Here is a 16,267-nt window from a genome sequence, read left to right on the forward strand (position 1 = left end):
TTTGCGTCAGACTAATTTTTTCATTCTTTCCAAAAGCTTGTAGGCCTGAGGAGCTGCAGCTCTGATCATGTACGGGGACGTTTCTCCATGCTCACGATCGGCTACGAGAGCCTCTGCTTCCCTTTTGAGCCACTCAATGCTGCCCTCCAGCTCAACCTTCCCAGAGGTACGCTCAAGAATGATCGCCATCACGTACAGCCAAGCCGCATCGCGCTTTGATCCGTCCTCCGGACGTCCACGCTTGGGCTTCGTCTCACTGGGACCAAATATCTGAGGTTGAAGCCTTTTGAGGTCAGGAAGATAGAAGCGAACACCTTCCATCATGAAACGACGGCGTGGCTTAAGCCGCGTTGTGGCGAGAAAGCGACTAACTGAGACGCGCCACTGCTGGCGATCCTCGGAGATGGCTTTTTCCATCCTCCAATAACGTTGCGGAACAGGCCCGCTATCAACCAAATCTGGCTTCTTCTTCCAGGCATCTCCGGTGAAACGTTCGTCGGACTTCCACATAGCTGAAGCTTTGGCTCGGAGGTCGCCATGTCGCAGATAAAGTGCAAGCATGTTTTCGATATCTGCCGGATTGTGGTGGCTTCTCATGAGCGTCCGGCGGACCTCAGATGCTTTTATCCAATCTGGGTCCTCAGTTATGCTGCTCTGAGCGCCTTGGGTTGCGGTCATCGCAATACCAGTAGTCTCATTTTGATCTTCACGACTTGCATCTTCTTCCACAGTGAACGTCCTTCGATTTGTGAGAGGTAAAGCTAGTGGTAGGGTCAAGGCTCGTTAGTCACAACCGGAAGATGACTGCGGCAGTTAGGCCAATGGCGGAGAAGAAGGCGCTAGGGCAGCGGTCGTAATAAGTGGCGACCTGCCGCCAGTCCCCTTCGGCAAGCTCTGGACTGGCTTGGGAGACCGATCATGATCTCGATACGGCTACGGCGCCTGTAGCGGCGTTTGCCGTATTTGATGGGCTCAAGCCGAGATCTCCGACCTAGGATGCATGGCTGGATGCCCTTGGCCGGCAAGGCATTCTTGCATTAGTCGGCGTCATAACCGCGGTCGCCGAGCAGCCATGGCGCCTTGGGCAGATCGTCGAGAGATGTGGCCGCGCCGGTGTAATTGCTGACTTTTCTGACGATCATGAAGAAGCTCAAGGCTCGGCCGTTTGCGTCCCCGACGGCGTGGAGCTCGGTGTGCATGCCGCCTTTCATTCGGCCGATCAGGCGGCCGAGATTTCCGATTTAACCGGCAGGCCCGAGGCCATGCGGTGCGCCTTGAGGTATGTCGCGTTGATCATGACGGTGTCGGGCTCGGCATCGACTGCAGCCAACCCTCCATTATGCGCGTGAACACGCCTTGCTCGCCCCGGCGCTTCCACCGGCTGTACAGCGTCTTGTGAGGACCATAAGCGCTGAGCGCAGCTCGCCAGAGCAGCCCGTTACTTTTGACGCAGACGATGCCGCTCAGCACCCGCTAGTCAACCACCTAAGGCGGGCCGTGGCTCTTCGGAAAGAACGGTCACAGCCGCTCGATTCGCTCAGCCGTCAGCCAAAGCAGGTCGCTCATTCCAGTCTCCTCTCGGAGCCTGAAAAAGATTGTGATGCTCACATCAATTGACCCTGACGCCAGCGCAGGGGTCTGCTCGTCCACTTCGCGACAGTGCGCCAGCTACATATTTTTTGTCACTATCCGTTCGTCGTGGTTCGCCACGTTCTGCGAACAAATATTCGACCGTTATTTGACTATTTTGCTGACCGCAAAGCCAAGCCATTGAAAAGGCTGGTGACCCCTACGGGAGCAATCAACGACTAAGAATAAGACTAAGAAAAACAAGGAAGCGTTGTTTTTCCTCGCGTTAGGTCGGATCACTGCGAGACATTGGTGTGAGATTCGTGCTTCGGAGGAAAATGACTGCTACCCTGCCATACATTCGTGATCGCGACGGGGTGTTCCAATATGAGCGGCGCGTGCCCCTTGCCGTTCGTAGAGACGATCGTCGCTTCCAAGAGCGCTTCGGCGGTCGTGAGCTATTCCGTCGTTCACTTCGAACAAAGGATCGCGCCGAAGCGCTCGCCGCGTATCAGGCCGTTGATCGCGAGTTTGAATCGTTGGTTGCTTGTCCGCCGCCCGTGCTATCTTTAACCTTGGTGGCGCGAGCAGCCCCGAAACGAACTGTGACAAATGACGACCTTGCAGCGATCACTGATCGCTACGCCTCGGTCACGTCTGATCCTTTCGAAAACCTGCACCGACGCGCGGGTGTCTGTCCCGCGTCAGCGGAGGAATTGGAGCGCTTGCAATATGAGTTAGAGGTATACGGCGAGCAGATCGGCGCTGCTATTCGCTCGCGAGTGTCCAACCCAAATGCCTTTGCTACGACGCCGGTAGATGAAGCGGACAAACTAATTGCCGAGCAGGGGTATCACGCACCGCCGGGAAGTGACGAGCGAGGGGCAATCATCGGTGCCATTCGCGCGGGGCTGGAACAGGGCTATAAGCGCGTTTCTGCGCTGGCGCAGGGAGCGATAGGGCCCACCCTGCCATCGCCTGTAGCCTCCCCAAAAACGCTGAATGTGCTGACGCTACGTGAAGGCGTGGAGACATACATAAAGGGTAAGAAGCTGTCTGTTAAGGGAATTAGCGAAGTTCAGTTAGCGCTTAGGCAATTCGAGGAAGTGGTCGGTCGGAAATCTATTGCCGCTATTGTTCGTGAAGACGCGTTCAAATTTGTAACGGCACTTGGCAAGTTGACCGTGGGTGGCAAATCCGACGGCAGCATCGTTAGAAAGCTGTCGCATGGTAGCATCAGCAAACGCATTAGAATGCTAGGAGCGGTCATCAGCTACTTGCGGGATCGTGGAGAATATGTCGGTGAAAATCATCTCGCTGATGTAAAGCTAAGTGCCCATCTTCCTGCCGTTGACAAAGTGATCATGCCAGATAAGCGGCGGTTACAAACGTCTGAACTGAATGAGGTATTCAAGCATCCGTGGTTTTCGGGGTGCGCGTCAGCAAGTGACGTATATTCGAAAGGTAATTATCGCCTGAACGACCGTAGATTTTGGGTGCCTATCGTTGCCCTGTTTACGGGTTGCCGTGCGGCTGAACTTGGCGGGCTTCTCGTAAGTGAGGTACGGCTTGACGATTTGCATCCCCATATCGTCATTCAGCCAAATCGATATCGCACGATCAAAAACAATAAGCGGCGATGCGTCCCGATCCTTGACGCGCTCTTCGATCTTGGTTTCCGCGAATACGTGATGTCTATTCGGGGCAGGGGGCATGATCGGCTATTTCCCGATTGGACGGCCAGCAAACGAAAAGGGAGTGCGGAAAGTGACGATCCGGCGTGGTCGAACGCATCCATTATCAGGGCATTCAATAGGCAGGTAATACCGACTACGCTAAAGCATGTTCTTTCGCCAAATGCTCGCCGTGAAGTAAGCTTTCACTCGCTACGTGGAGCGTTCAAGGCGATGCTCGTTGCGGGCCATAATATTTCGTTGCCGATAGCCAATGATATTGTTGGACATGCGCAAGACGAATTGGATGCTCGTTACATCGGCGCGCTTAGCATCGAGGAAACCTACCCAAAGGTAAAGTCCTGCTTCTATAAAGGACTGATGCTGCCTACGTCGCCAATATGACGTAGGCAAATTCTGTGGGGCGTTGGGCGTGCCATTGTAACCGTTCCTTTGGACGGCATAACCTTACGCTCGGCGATGATTGGCATCCCAGCCATCGGAGCGCCCATTTCTGGCCTGTAGGAGCGCGTCGGAGTGTGAAGGCGGAATTGTGGTGGTGCTAGTCGCTTGCCCCCATCCTGCCCCTCCTAGGCCCTCCATATGGCGTTGGTGAGGATTGCGGTTTCGCGCGCGTAAAAGGCTTCAACGATCATTTTGGACGAGTGTCAGCGTAATCAATCGTCACCAGTAAATCAAAGGGATACAACAAGCCGCATTTAAATAGCGCGGATTCTAGTAAATATCAGCCACTTATCTGGCGCTTAAATGCGGTAGTCACTAAATATATCTTAATATTACTAAATAACAGGGTCTTTCGGTCCAGTTCTAAACCGGACACATAGGCTACCATTCCGCAATTATCCATGAAATGGTTTCCCTATATGCCTTCCCTTTTTCCCTCCTTCCCCCTCTCTCTTTCGTTCTATTTCTTCTATAATAAGTTTTATACCTTTGATGTGAATAGTCAGAGGGGTCGACACCTAAGGCTTATAAGCCAAGCAGTAAGTGATGTAGCTATTCGTCTTCTAGACGATCTATCTAAAAAGGTCGCAGCAAGAACCTTCAAGGTTTATAAACCAAGCAAACCATTCATGAAGGCTTTGGGAGCATTCGTATCTGACTTGCTCGATATCGCTTCTAGCGACGAGATTGATTACGGCTATCATAGCGTCAGCCAAAAGGCCTTCACCGGCGAGGAGGTAGGACAGAAGCCGTTCGTCTCGGTGGTCAATGGCATGTTGGCCCTGAATCTCATCGTGAGAGTCAAGGGGTTCAAGGAGCATACCGGTCCAAACGCCAAGGCCGAGGCGACACGCTTCTGGCCGACAGCCAAGCTACTGAAATTAGCAGCGGCCTATGGGATCACGCCAGCAAACAGGGGTTTGCACTTTGGCTTCATGCCACGGCCAGCTTCCATACCGCAGCCCGTCACGTTGAAGAGCGCCCGGACATTCACACGCGATCCGCAGCCGATGCCCATTCGGCCCGGTGATACGAAGGCGACCGCCATCGCCGCACAGGTCAACGACCTAAACGCGTTTTTTGCCAAGCAGGTGATCGAACCGAATAAGCACTACGGTTTCGTGCGCATGTTTGCCAACGGTGATCGACCCGACTTCGATTGGGATCAGGGCGGAAGGCTCTACTCGGTTGGGTTCGACAATTACCAACAGCTACCCGGCAAGCCGAGGGAGGGAGAACCGATTAGCCGAGCAGGTATCCGCATCAACGGTGAAACCACGGTGGAGTTGGATATCAAGGCAAGCCACCTGACGATCCTACACGCCATGATGAAGGTGCCGCTACCAGGCCGCACCGATCCCTACGGTATTGAAGGATACGACCGGGCGGTTATCAAGACGTTCGTAACAATGACGCTTGGCTATGATCGCTTCCATAAGGATTGGACTAAGGATGCAATAGACACATTCAGAAAGAAGAGCGTGTCATCGTATAATCCGGATGGATTAGCCTTAACGGCCTTTTCATTCAACGACGTTAAGGAGGCAACGCTAGACAACTTGACTATCCTAAAAGGTTGGAAGGATAGCCATATTCGATGGGGCGACCTTCAATATTTGGAGAGCGAGGTAATAATCGCTACTATCAGCGAGCTAGCTTTCAAGTACGGTATTGCCGCACTCCCGGTTCATGACTCCATCATTGTGCCGGTATCGGCAAGAGAGCTAGCTATTCAGGTTCTAAAACAGAAATTTGAAGAGCTAATTGGTCTAACGCCAACGATAGAGGCAAAATGACTAAGCTCACACAACAGATAATTTCAAGTAAAATTTGTGAATGGACAGGTAAGGCCGGGGAGCGCTGTCGCTAAGACTTCGCATGTTCACCACCTGCCTGTTCCAATTTGCGCTGTACGAGGCTCTGCGGGCAAAATAGAGCATATTGCCGCAAAGGGTCGCAGTTGGCCCGCTATGGCGAAGGCCGGATCAAGGAGGGGTCATGAAAACAGAAGCCCATTACGAACGCCTAGCGAGTACCTGTCGGGCAATCGTAGCCTCCCCCAAGTTACGCAATTTGTAGTCGGCATCACAACCAACCCATCGGCTCGCCGTCAGAGCTACAAGCGTTGGGCGGAAAATCATGAGAATGGTCCCGGAAAGCTAGATGGATTTGTCATTCTTGATTGGGGGTACAGCCAAGACGATATTCGTGCGGTTGAAGAGTATCTCTTCAATGCCTTGGTAGATCATGACAATTACGGGGTCATTGATATGAGGTACAAGCCGTCCGTATACAAGAAGGGACCGAAGGCTGATGATCAATCAATCTATATTGCTTGGTGGTCACCCTACCTAGTTATATCAGATCAATTCATGTCTGACGACGATCAATAGCTCATTCAAGGATTCAGGTGATGAACGACGATGAGTTTCAGTTGCGTTGTGACGAGTTGGCAACAAGCTACCTAGATCACGTTCTTCTAATTCTCCGAGTCAACGATCGGGGAGCGAATCTCCGCGACTTTCTCGATCCGTGGTGGAGCTTCAATAAGGGGGAGCCTTTTATCGGCGGCCGGAAGAATGGAAATTTGTCGCAGCGGACTCTAAACAATCCGTGTGCATGTGGCTGCGGGAATATAGATAAATCGCTCGGAAACAGACTTCTTTATCTGGATTGGATTTCGGTCGGAGCGCAAAAGGCGCTTTCCCGCCGCGTCTGCAAAAACAAAATCGAGCAGCGTGATCCACACGACCGTCTGATTGTTGAACATTCCGTCCCCTTCGCGTACATTGTAAATACCCTTTTCGCAGCGCGCGAGACGTGGGATCGAAATAGTTTGCATCAGTTCTTGATCGCTAACTTTAAGCGAGCGTTGATAACGAGAGAAGAGGATGCTCTTCTCGATGGCTATCAAAATGGACGGTCTTTAACAGCGAATATGCCAATTGGGTGGAATGTTGGCTCTGATCCTTATTCCCGATATCAAGAGCGCGGCATTATCGAGCACAGGCAGGAGCTTCACTAAAGCGGCAACGTCGTCTGCCCGTCTGGCACAATCACGACCGGCGCATCCAAGCTATCCCCGATCCGGGCAGCAAGGACCATGGCGGCTTCCTCCCCTACGCGTTCACTAGGGGCGGCTATGCCCACCCGGACCCAACCGGGCGCGGTGAGAACGGCAGCGGCGAGAGCAAGGGGCGATGGCGATTCTATGCCCCTTTGCTCCCCTTTTGATCTCGCGTGCTCCGCCAAATCGATTCTATAGTGACGAAAGCCTTTTGGCCGCGCGTCCCTACCAACCTCGATTATTTCTGCTTCTGGAAGCGTTCAAGCTGGTCGTTAAGGTTGCGCACAGCATCGGCATAATCATCTGCCGCCCTTGCAACGTTGTTGTTTAGTAGCTGCTGCGTCTGATAACGTTCATACGCCCATAGGCCTAAAGGTATGGATACAAAGGTGGCGGATACGGCAGCAATAAAAAGGAAAGCGCGACCTGCTAGCACCTTCCTCATTACGAATCATTATCAGGAACGAATCCCGCCTCATGGAACGCCTTCATCGACCGGCTTTTAAAAACGGCACCATGTGCCTATATTCGAGCAGGTCGGTACGATTGCATGGCTCGTTGTAAGGATCGGCGCTCATGCGCCGAACGCGATTGTCCAAGGTCCGATTTAGGAACGCTTCGATCTTTTCTGTAGTTATATAACCTCGCAGGTTATCACGAACTTGCGCGCGGATAACGCGCTCGTTGCCAGTATGACAACGAGCTTCATTCACGTAAAGCGCGCCTGATGCTGATGCGTAAGTTGTTAGGCCATCGAAGGCGAAATATAGCAAATCTTTTGCTTCGACCTTATCTGCACGACCTTTGGCGGCAGCACTGACAGACGCCGAACATGCCAGCGCCGTAGCCATGCCGCAGGCGATTAGCGCTTTTAGCATAAGTGATGCCCTCCTTTGCTTGGAGGCATCCCCGGCAGCGAGCCGGGTATTGGAATCCCCGTGCGTAGCCCGGAGCACCGCCACCTTTGGGCGCAAGCCTTGGACATACGCAGCGGTTACCCGGCCGAGAAACTCGACCGAGCTACGCTTCGAAGGGGATTCCACGCCCCACAGCCCGAATTTGCGGACCTGCATGGCGGTGATGGATTAAACGGGAATGCGCTGCTACCGGGCAGTTAGTTCAGGCCGCGCCGAGCGCCCGGTAAACGCTAGCGCGAGCAATGCCGAGCTTAGTGGCAATATCGACCGGGCGGACGCCTTCCGCTTTGAGCGCCCGCACCGCTCCCGCATCTACCGTAGGCTTGCGGCCCTTGTAGCGCCCATCTGCCTTTGCCTTGGCGATTCCTTCCGCCTGACGCTCCTTGCGAATGGCGGTTTCAAACTGCGCGAAGACGCCAAGCATTTGCAGGAACGCGACGCCCGCCGGTGACGACGTGTCGATAGGCTGCTCGATGGCTTTCAGGTATGCGCCCTTGCGCTTGATGGTCGCGACGATCGTTTCCAAATCGCCGACGGATCGCGCCAGACGGTCAATACGGCTGACTAGGAGCGTGTCACCCTCCCGGATGAAATCCAACGCATCGGCGAGCGCCTTGCGGTTGTCGGTGCTGGTGCCGCTCTCTTTTTCCGCAAATAGCTTTTCGCACCCGGCAGCTTTGAGGGCGTCGAACTGAACGTCGAGCGATTGCCCCGCCGACGACACCCTTGCGTAACCTACCAGCATGACCACGCTCCGTCTCAATAGAGTCTAGATAATGCGAGTCATACGTCCCGTTTAAACGGAGTCAACCCTATTGAGACGCCGCCCGCGTCTCACACCGCTGTCTCTGATGGGTATACGCCAGCGGGGCGCAGAACTCACACCGTCTGTCCCGCATGGGCATACCCACATGCGCTCTTAGTCGCCCTTGTCATCGATTATGTTATCGTTAGCGTGTGATTGCGACACGTCGATTAAGGCTGACTATGACAATCCCAATCGTTGAGGTTCAACGCCAGGCGGCATTACATACTAGCCGTATATTCAGTGTCCCAAGCTCTAGCGCTCCAATCGCGCTGCCTGTCTCTAGCGGGAAGGTGTCCTTAGTCATCGGCCCAAACGGCGCCGGCAAATCTGCCTTCGCTCACTTGATTTACAAAAGTCTACCGCAAGGGCTGGCAGAATTTTTTCCAGGGCATCGGCAAATTTATTTTAGCAGCGATCATTTTGACTTTTTGGGCCAGCCGATCGACCAACTTCATGCTAACCTTTACGATCAAGGTCAGGTTTCAAATCGGTTTAGGTCGGCCTGGTCGGAGGATCACCTAAAAAGTGTCTTAAAGCGGCTTACAAATGACGAATTTCAATATGTGTGGGATATTGCAGAGAGCGCACAAAGCTATGCACCTATTGGATCAGAAAAGGGGCCTTTATCGGTCCTAAATTCAATCTTTAAGTCAGTGGATTTACCAGTAACTTTTACCATTGAAGCTGGACAACTGCGCGCGACTCGGGATGGCGGATCGACCTATGCCATTGATCGACTTTCAGACGGAGAGCGAGCGGCACTTCTCCTGGTGGCCGCGATTATCGTGCAACCGATCAACCATACGGTTGTCATCGATGAACCTGAAAAGCATCTGCACGGTGCAATTGCCGGTCCTTTGATTGCTGCTGCCGTTCGTGCGCGGCTCGACCTGGCTTATGTTTTTACAACCCACGCGCTTAGCCTGATTGAGGCACTTAAGCCGGATCAAATACTGCATGTAAGAAGTTCACAAGTTGTCGGTCCTAATGACGAGCGCAACTTTGACGCTCACTTGATGACAGGCCAGGATGGATTGCCGGATGATGTGAAGGCGTCCATTGCGGGGTCAAGAAAGAAGCTACTGTTTGTTGAGGGTACTGCATCATCTGATGATCTAGCGCTATACACGCTGTTATACCCACAATGGAGTATCGCCCCGAAAGGCGGGGCAGATACTGTAATTTCAAATGTTCGCGCCGTTGCATCAAACGGTCAGTTCACTTGGCTTGAGTCACGCGGTATTATCGATCTTGACGGCAGAAATCAGCAGGAAGTCGCGGCGCTTCAAGCAGATGGTATTCACGCTCTTCTAGTTCCGACGATCGAAAATGTTTTTTGCCTTAAAGAGGTTATAGAGGTAGCAGCGGACGTTTTCTCAAGTCTTTCGGGCGGCTCTGATCCCCAGGCCGTTATGAGCAGAATAACAGCGGCGCTTCCCGCCCTCTTTATGCATGAGCGAGCAAACTTCATTGCGCGGCGAACATTGTGGATTGTAAATCGCCAGGTGTCTGCGACAAAGCTATCTGTTGCTGGATTAAAGAATGGAGTATTTAAAGTTGATGCTGTAGATGCAGGGGCAACGTTCGATGCCGTTTCAGCCGATATAGATCGTCTGATTGCCGGTAACCCATTTGCAGCATTATCGCTTTTGCCAATCAAGAATACGTCTATTCTCAAAAGAATAGCTGCTGAAGCGGGATATCCCACAGTTTCTTTATACAAAAATACTATATTACATCAGATTGCAACTGGAAGCTCTCATGGGAATAAAATGAAAGAGGCTATGTACAACTACCTGCCAGTGCTATCCTGATAAATGGAACCGAGCGTTTAGGCCAAAGTCCAATCAATCTCGATGATAGCTATTTTCGCTTGGACGCGACGCGTCATTGCTTATGGTTCAGCAAATGGCGTTTCACATCGTCGCTTATTTTGAACGAGCGGCTTCAACACGTTTGTGCCCAATAAAGCTTCGGTGCCGACTGATTCTCTAGGCCAGTGTAGTTCCTATGTAATCGGTCCGGGAAAGTCGGTGAAAACGCGGGTAGGTGCGTTTGTCGCTACCCGCCCCCGCTTCTTTTGCCTAAGTAGCTAGAATTAAGTCGATCCTGATGGATCGTGATAATTTCCCGGTTCGACTGTAAGTCTGTCCGCTATCAGCTGTTTTTAGTTCTCGTAAGTGCGGCGTTCAGGTCGGGGAGGGACAAGGGCGTCCTCTGGCGATGTGCCATACGATGACAGCTAGCGCATAGCAGCGCCAAGTCCACCAGCTTAGTCTTACTCACTGTTACGAGCGTGTGGACAGGCTTTACATGGTGAACTTCTATATAGCCCGCACCAATGTCGCCATAGACTGCTTCGTAGTCGAAGCCGCATACCTCACAAGCCAGCGCACCAATCGCCGCCGCCGCTTTCCGCTTTTCCGCGATAAGCTTGGGATCGCGCTCATATCGCTTATGTAGCCGCATGATGACGCCACCCTCTTCCCCCTCGTACGGTTCGGCAGGGGGTAACTTGGCTACGGTCGCTTCGTCGGCAGCGTTGACGGTATCGCGTATGACCGTGGCGGCGGCGGCTAGACCAGTCCTGTCATTCTCGTATTCGGCCCACACGACCTTTTCGAGTTTGCCCCCGGATTGCATCCCGACCTTGCCTAGCACGGTAAAGGCAGGGTCCAGCGCCCTTAGGTTCATCATCTTAAGGTAGACGCCGTTCTCATTTCGCAGCGTAGGAGCCGCTGTGACGCCGTTTAGCCGATGCATCTTATTCAAGATGGCGGATAGCTCCGCAACGGTCGTGCTGCCCTTTCCCGGCGGACTGACGGGGTTCGTCATGTACAGGTCGAGCGCGAGAATGAGTTCGTCGTGCGACCATGCCGGGTTGCGGAGTGGCTTCATCATTGGACAAGCCTAACGCGTTGCGCCGCCACCGCAATGCTCCGACCTTACGCGTCTACCGACCAGACCTGCACCCCACCTTGCTCAAGCTCGGCCCGCCGCTCGATGCCGGGGTATGCCGGAGAAGCGAAGAACACGTATCGGTACCGCTCGGATCGCGCGACCAGCTTAGCTAGGTCGCTTGCCAGCTTACGGTTGTTGCGCGGGTGGACTGCGGCGAACGTTTCAGCGCCCACCAAGCCCTCTTCCATACTCATTATGTCGAGCGGCCGGGACATATGAGCGCCCGGAGCAAGCACAAAGCCTCCTGCATCGGGGTGAAGGTCGAGAAGCACCCGCGTAGCCGCCAGCGCTACGGCGTAGGTGAAAGTTTGATTGATCTGCTCAATGACGTTCAAGCCCCGATCTGCGATCGGGTGGAAGCCGACCGCCTCGAATTTGAGGGAGCGCAACAGGTCCATCGAGTCACCGCTGTGTGCCGTTATCCAAGCTTGCGTTCGATCCGCTGCGCTCCGTAGGGTCAACAAGTGACGCTCCACGTCCTGAACCGTTTCAACGATAAGCTCCAACCTGTCTCTCCCTGTACAAGCGCCGATCCCGCCCTCGACGTTTGAGGACGTTTAGCTCGCCTCGACCGGCTTTGTGTAATTCCGGTGTAATCAGTCCGGGAAAAACGGTGAAATTGCGGGTAGATCGGTTTGTCGCGAGACGGGGGTGGGTTGCGGGTCTGCTTGTCCAGGGAGATAAGCCAGCTTCAAGTATGCCGACCCAATAGGCTGTGCAATCAAGAGGGGAAGGGGGCGATGACGAGTGTTTGGCGGCTTCGCATGAAGTCGGGGCAGGAAGGTGTGAAGCATGAGGCTGCGAAGGCGTTTGCGCTGACAGAAGGGTGGGTAGGGTCGGGATGGGGCCTAAACGGCAGCGACTACGCCGATCAGATCAAAGATGGGTGTACGGACGTGCAAACCTACCTTGCGCTTGCCGCTCATCGTTTCCCACAGGACGCAAGTCTCGCAAAGGCGGCGAAGGCGATAGCGGTAGAAATGGCGAGCGGGGATATTTGCTGGACCTATGATCCGCGTAAAGGAGAATATTGGTGCGGAAAAGTCACCGGCGACTTCGTCTACCGTCAAGGCGGAATGTTCGATGAGTATGACCTTCACCTGCTGCGACCTTGCCGATGGGCTTTAGCGGGAACCGCTGATGCGATACCGGGAGCCGTTCGCCGAGGATTTGCAGGGCCGTTCGGAGCAGTAACGCAACTAACCACCGATAAAGAGCGAATCATCAACGCGGCCCGTTATGCCCTCGGAGAGCCTAACGTTGAAATTTTCGGCGACCTGTTTGAGGCTGCTAGCCCCGAAGATTTAGAGGACTTAGTCGCACTGTTCCTGCAAGATCACGGTTGGCGCTTGCTGCCAAGCACCTCAAAAACTTCAATGGCTAGTTATGAATTTGTTGTGGTTGAGAGTAAATCCGGGCGACGGGCGGGTGTTCAGGTCAAGAGCGGAAATGTTAGCTACTTGGAACAAGCCGTTGCCGAAGATTTTGATTCGTTCTTTGTTTTTCTCGCGGGTAAAAATCCACGGATCATTGGCGACCACAAGGCGGAAATAATAGACCGCGAGAACTTGAGGAGGTTCGCATTGAACAATCTAGCCATAATCCCCAAGAGGTTGGCTGCGGTTTGGGCGGTGAGCTAGGTATCATAAAAAGGCAAAGGGGGGCGTAGTTACGCCACGCGACGTTGCCTGGTCAGGAGCTTCAAATCCCACCAACAGTATAGCTCTTTCTCCTCGATGCGGCCTTGTTGGTGCAGCCAACGACCTAGTTCAACGACTGATTTCCATCTAGGCCGAAGAACGTTCTCCGTTTGTTGCCAAGCTGTTATGAACGCGTCGACCAACGGGCCGTCATCAAGCCAACGAAGGCGCAGCATGATTTTGGCTGCATCCTCATCAGGAGTAGGAGCTAAGCGACCGCTGGCAAGCCCCTCCGCAAGGTAGTGAGCGGCGAAAAGCCTATCTGCCTCACTCTGCCTCCTAAATCGACGTTCGGCGATCGGACCAGCGAGCAATTCAATGGTGTCCAGTCGCGCTGCCTCAACAAGATCGACTGCGACGCTGGGCTTGGCATAATGGTGACCGAACGCTGGTTGAAAGCGCGCTTGCGAAGCGGTGAATCCTAGCTGACCGTTCGGCTGCTCGATGATCGACAGGGACTCAATATTCCGCCGACATGCGTTCGCCATGATCGCAACGGCATGTCCGGCTTCATGGACAGCAACATACAGGGGGATACCTCGCGGCATTATCATCCATTGTGATGCGAGACAAAACTGTGAGACAATCTCGCTAACAGACCATCTAAGTCATTGAAAAACTTAGCATGGTGACCCCTACGGGAATCGAACCCGTGCTTCAGCCGTGAAAGGGCCGCGTCCTAACCGCTAGACGAAGGGGCCTCGTTGCGGTGCCGAGCCGCCTAGGCGGATTGTGTCGGGCGGTCAAGCGCCTCGCGCGATCAATTTGCCCAGGCGGCGTCGTCGAGGTGAAGCTCGGCCACGTCACGCCCGCTCCAGTCGTCGCGCTTGGCGCGGCCCGCCAGCCACAGGCGTCGCGTCGGACCGGCCGCCAGCAACGCCTGCCCCAAGGCCGTATCAGCGGCGCGGAACGCCATCGCTTTCAGGCTGCGGCCGTCATCGCCGGCGACGATCGCGCGGACGTGGCCGTTGCCGACCACATCGACCTTCACCGCGCGTACCGGGCCGACCGCGACGCGCGGCGCGGGCCAGCCGGTGCCATAAGGCCCACCGGCCTCCAGTGCGTCGACGAGCGACGGCGTCACGCCGCCGGGCGCGACCACCGAATCGAACAGCAAGGCACGCGCCGCCATCGCCTCGGCCACCGCGCCGGCCAGCCGCGCGTCGAGCCAATCGGCGAAGGCGCTCACCTGGTCGGCGGCGATCGTCAGCCCCGCCGCCATCGCATGGCCGCCACCCGCGATCAGCAAGCCCTGTTCGCGTGCCGCCAGCACCGCCGCGCCGAGATCGACGCCGGTGATCGACCGACCAGAGCCCTTGCCGATACCGTCCTCGTCGAGCGCGATGACGATCGCGGGGCGGCCGAGCTTTTCCTTGAGCCGCCCGGCGACGATCCCGATCACGCCCGGATGCCAGCCCGCACCCGCGACGACGCAGACGGCGCAATCGTGGCGCAGCATCGCCTCCGCGCCTTCCTGCACCATCGCCTCGATCGCGCGGCGTTCCTCGTTGAGCCGGTCGAGTTCGGTGGCGATCGCGCGCGCCTCGACCGGATCGTTGGTGGTGAGCAGCCGCACGCCGAGATCGGCACGCCCGACACGTCCCCCGGCATTGATCCGCGGCCCGAGCGCGAAGCCGAGGTCGCTCGCGGTCGGCGCGCGGGTCAGCCGCGTTGCCTCGGCCAGCGCGGTGAGCCCGACATTGCGACGCTGCGCCATCACCTTCAGCCCCTGCGCGACGAACGCGCGATTGAGCCCGCGCAGTTGCGCGACGTCCGCGACCGTGCCGAGCGCGACCAGATCGAGCAGGTCGAGCAGCTTCGGCTCGGCGCGTTCGGCGAAATAGCCGCGCGTCCGCAACGTGCGCAGCAGCGCCGCGCCGAGCAGGAAGCAGACCCCGACCGCCGCGAGGTGCCCGTGCAGCGCGCCATCGCCTTCGTCGCGGCGGTTGGGGTTCACGACCGCCACCGCGCGCGGAAGCTGCGTCGCACATTGGTGATGATCGGCGACGATCACGTCGCAGCGCGCCGCCTCAAGCGCCTCGAAAGCCTGCGCGCCGCAATCGACGGTGACGATCAACGTCGCCCCTTCGTCGGCGAGGCGTGTCAGCGCGGCGGCGTTGGGGCCATAGCCTTCGGTCAGCCGGTCGGGGATGTAGACGCGTGCATCACGCCCCAGCGCGCGCAGCAACAGCACCAGCAGCGCCGACGAGGTCGCGCCATCGACGTCATAGTCGCCGAAGATCGCGATCGATTCCCCGCGCTCCACCGCATCGGCGAGCCGTGCGGCGGCGGTATCCATGTCGCGGAAGATCGAGGGGTCGGGCATGAAGCTGCGGATCGACGGCAATTTGTGCGCGTCGAGCGCCTCGCGCGGGCAACCGCGGGCAAGCAGCAATTGGGTGAGCAGATCGTCGGGCACGAACCCGTCGCGCTGGTCGGCGGCCAGCGCACGCCAGCGCCAGGGCTGGCCGAGGATCGAGCGCTCGACATCGAGTACGTGACGCATCCCGCGCGCTTTAACCGAATGGCTGCAGCGCGTCACGCGACAAGAAAAGTTCTATGAGATATTGTAACATCGCTCCGATCGGCCTAACTTGCCGGCATGATCGCCCGTGATGTCAGCAAGATCGGCCGGCTCGACCGGGTCGCGATGTGGTTATCGGCGGCCTGTGTCGTTCACTGCCTGGCGACCGCGATCCTGGTTGCGGTGCTGTCGACCGCGGGCGGGGTCCTCGGCAGCCCGGTGATCCACGAAACCGGGCTGGTGCTGGCGATCGCGCTGGGCTGCGTCGCGTTCGGCCGCGGGATCCTCGCACATCGGCGCGTGCTGCCGATCCTCCTCGGCGCGACCGGCTTGTCGCTGATGATGGCCGCGCTGGTCGTCGCCCATGCCGGCGGGCATCTGGTCGAATCGGCGCTGACGATCGTCGGCGTCGCGGTGCTTGCGGCGGGACACGCGCTCAATCGGCACACGCATCGCTAGACCGGGCGAGCTTCAGCGTTTCCCGGACGGAATATCACTCCAATCCGAACGTTTCCTCTTCGTCGCCCCGGACTTGATCCGGGGCCCCGCTTTGGCGACAGAGCTAAGAAGCGGGATCCCGGAT

General features: G+C 56.0%; 15 protein-coding genes, 1 tRNA gene and 1 pseudogene. 6 read left to right on the forward strand and 11 right to left on the reverse strand.

Annotation, left to right across the window (positions count from 1 at the left end; all coding sequences use genetic code 11):
- Positions 1 to 6: 6 nt before the first annotated feature.
- Together QP166_RS05120 and QP166_RS05125 are read right to left on the reverse strand one after the other, a co-directional pair.
- Entirely contained in the window at positions 7 to 729 is a 723-nt protein-coding gene (locus tag QP166_RS05120; RefSeq protein ID WP_333914937.1) for a hypothetical protein, read from the reverse strand.
- Positions 730 to 787: 58 nt separating this feature from the next.
- A pseudogene (locus QP166_RS05125) lies at positions 788 to 1,566 on the reverse strand (IS5 family transposase).
- A gap of 341 nt (positions 1,567 to 1,907) precedes the next feature.
- Between QP166_RS05125 and QP166_RS05130 the strand changes: the two are divergent.
- From QP166_RS05130 to QP166_RS05140, 3 genes are all read left to right on the forward strand, one after another.
- A complete protein-coding gene (locus QP166_RS05130; protein ID WP_333914938.1) occupies positions 1,908 to 3,647 on the forward strand; it encodes a DUF6538 domain-containing protein in 1,740 nt (579 codons plus the stop codon).
- Between the two features lie 461 nt (positions 3,648 to 4,108).
- A complete protein-coding gene (locus QP166_RS05135) occupies positions 4,109 to 5,503 on the forward strand; it encodes a hypothetical protein (RefSeq protein ID WP_333914939.1) in 1,395 nt (464 codons plus the stop codon).
- 617 nt (positions 5,504 to 6,120) lie between these two features.
- Positions 6,121 to 6,732, forward strand: coding sequence for a hypothetical protein (locus QP166_RS05140; protein WP_333914940.1), 612 nt, complete (start codon positions 6,121 to 6,123; stop codon positions 6,730 to 6,732).
- On the opposite strand, the gene QP166_RS05145 is transcribed toward QP166_RS05140, so the two are convergent.
- The 4 genes from QP166_RS05145 to QP166_RS05160 all read right to left on the reverse strand — a co-directional run bounded on the left by QP166_RS05145 (position 6,729) and on the right by QP166_RS05160 (position 8,436).
- A complete protein-coding gene (locus QP166_RS05145; RefSeq protein ID WP_333914941.1) occupies positions 6,729 to 6,959 on the reverse strand; it encodes a DUF6771 family protein in 231 nt (76 codons plus the stop codon). The two genes, QP166_RS05140 and QP166_RS05145, sit on opposite strands and share 4 nt — an antisense overlap.
- A gap of 53 nt (positions 6,960 to 7,012) precedes the next feature.
- Positions 7,013 to 7,219: a hypothetical protein gene (locus QP166_RS05150; RefSeq protein WP_333914942.1), complete on the reverse strand. Its 207-nt coding sequence runs from the start codon at positions 7,217 to 7,219 to the stop codon at positions 7,013 to 7,015.
- 43 nt (positions 7,220 to 7,262) lie between these two features.
- Positions 7,263 to 7,625, reverse strand: coding sequence for a hypothetical protein (locus QP166_RS05155; RefSeq protein WP_333914943.1), 363 nt, complete (start codon positions 7,623 to 7,625; stop codon positions 7,263 to 7,265).
- Positions 7,626 to 7,893: 268 nt separating this feature from the next.
- On the reverse strand, positions 7,894 to 8,436 hold the full coding sequence (locus QP166_RS05160; protein WP_333914944.1) for a recombinase family protein: 543 nt from the start codon (positions 8,434 to 8,436) through the stop codon (positions 7,894 to 7,896).
- Between the two features lie 353 nt (positions 8,437 to 8,789).
- Here QP166_RS05160 and QP166_RS05165 point away from each other — a divergent pair, with 353 nt between their 5' ends.
- Positions 8,790 to 10,313 (forward strand): AAA family ATPase, encoded by a 1,524-nt coding sequence (locus QP166_RS05165; RefSeq protein WP_333914945.1) that lies wholly within the window; start codon positions 8,790 to 8,792, stop codon positions 10,311 to 10,313.
- A gap of 343 nt (positions 10,314 to 10,656) precedes the next feature.
- Here QP166_RS05165 and QP166_RS05170 read toward each other — a convergent pair whose 3' ends face one another.
- Both QP166_RS05170 and QP166_RS05175 read right to left on the reverse strand, forming a co-directional pair.
- Complete coding sequence (locus QP166_RS05170) at positions 10,657 to 11,400, reverse strand: HNH endonuclease (RefSeq protein ID WP_333914946.1); 744 nt, start codon at positions 11,398 to 11,400, stop codon at positions 10,657 to 10,659.
- A 44-nt stretch (positions 11,401 to 11,444) separates the two neighbouring features.
- Positions 11,445 to 11,858, reverse strand: a complete 414-nt coding sequence (locus tag QP166_RS05175) for a hypothetical protein (RefSeq protein ID WP_333914947.1) — start codon at positions 11,856 to 11,858, stop codon at positions 11,445 to 11,447.
- 366 nt (positions 11,859 to 12,224) lie between these two features.
- On the opposite strand from QP166_RS05175, the gene QP166_RS05180 reads away from it, so the two are divergent.
- The gene (locus QP166_RS05180; protein WP_333914948.1) at positions 12,225 to 13,100 is read left to right on the forward strand and encodes a hypothetical protein; all 876 of its coding nucleotides are present in this window, start codon (positions 12,225 to 12,227) and stop codon (positions 13,098 to 13,100) included.
- A gap of 29 nt (positions 13,101 to 13,129) precedes the next feature.
- On the opposite strand, the gene QP166_RS05185 is transcribed toward QP166_RS05180, so the two are convergent.
- From QP166_RS05185 to recJ, 3 genes are all read right to left on the reverse strand, one after another.
- The gene (locus QP166_RS05185) at positions 13,130 to 13,708 is read right to left on the reverse strand and encodes a hypothetical protein (protein ID WP_333914949.1); all 579 of its coding nucleotides are present in this window, start codon (positions 13,706 to 13,708) and stop codon (positions 13,130 to 13,132) included.
- A 78-nt stretch (positions 13,709 to 13,786) separates the two neighbouring features.
- Positions 13,787 to 13,861, reverse strand: a tRNA-Glu gene (locus tag QP166_RS05190).
- Between the two features lie 59 nt (positions 13,862 to 13,920).
- On the reverse strand, positions 13,921 to 15,666 hold the full coding sequence (recJ, locus tag QP166_RS05195) for a single-stranded-DNA-specific exonuclease RecJ (RefSeq protein WP_333914950.1): 1,746 nt from the start codon (positions 15,664 to 15,666) through the stop codon (positions 13,921 to 13,923).
- Positions 15,667 to 15,762: 96 nt separating this feature from the next.
- On the opposite strand from recJ, the gene QP166_RS05200 reads away from it, so the two are divergent.
- Positions 15,763 to 16,143, forward strand: a complete 381-nt coding sequence (locus QP166_RS05200; protein ID WP_333914951.1) for a MerC domain-containing protein — start codon at positions 15,763 to 15,765, stop codon at positions 16,141 to 16,143.
- Positions 16,144 to 16,267 lie beyond the last annotated feature (124 nt).

This window comes from Sphingomonas sp. LR60 (assembly GCF_036855935.1).
In the GTDB taxonomy this organism is placed as follows: domain Bacteria; phylum Pseudomonadota; class Alphaproteobacteria; order Sphingomonadales; family Sphingomonadaceae; genus Sphingomonas.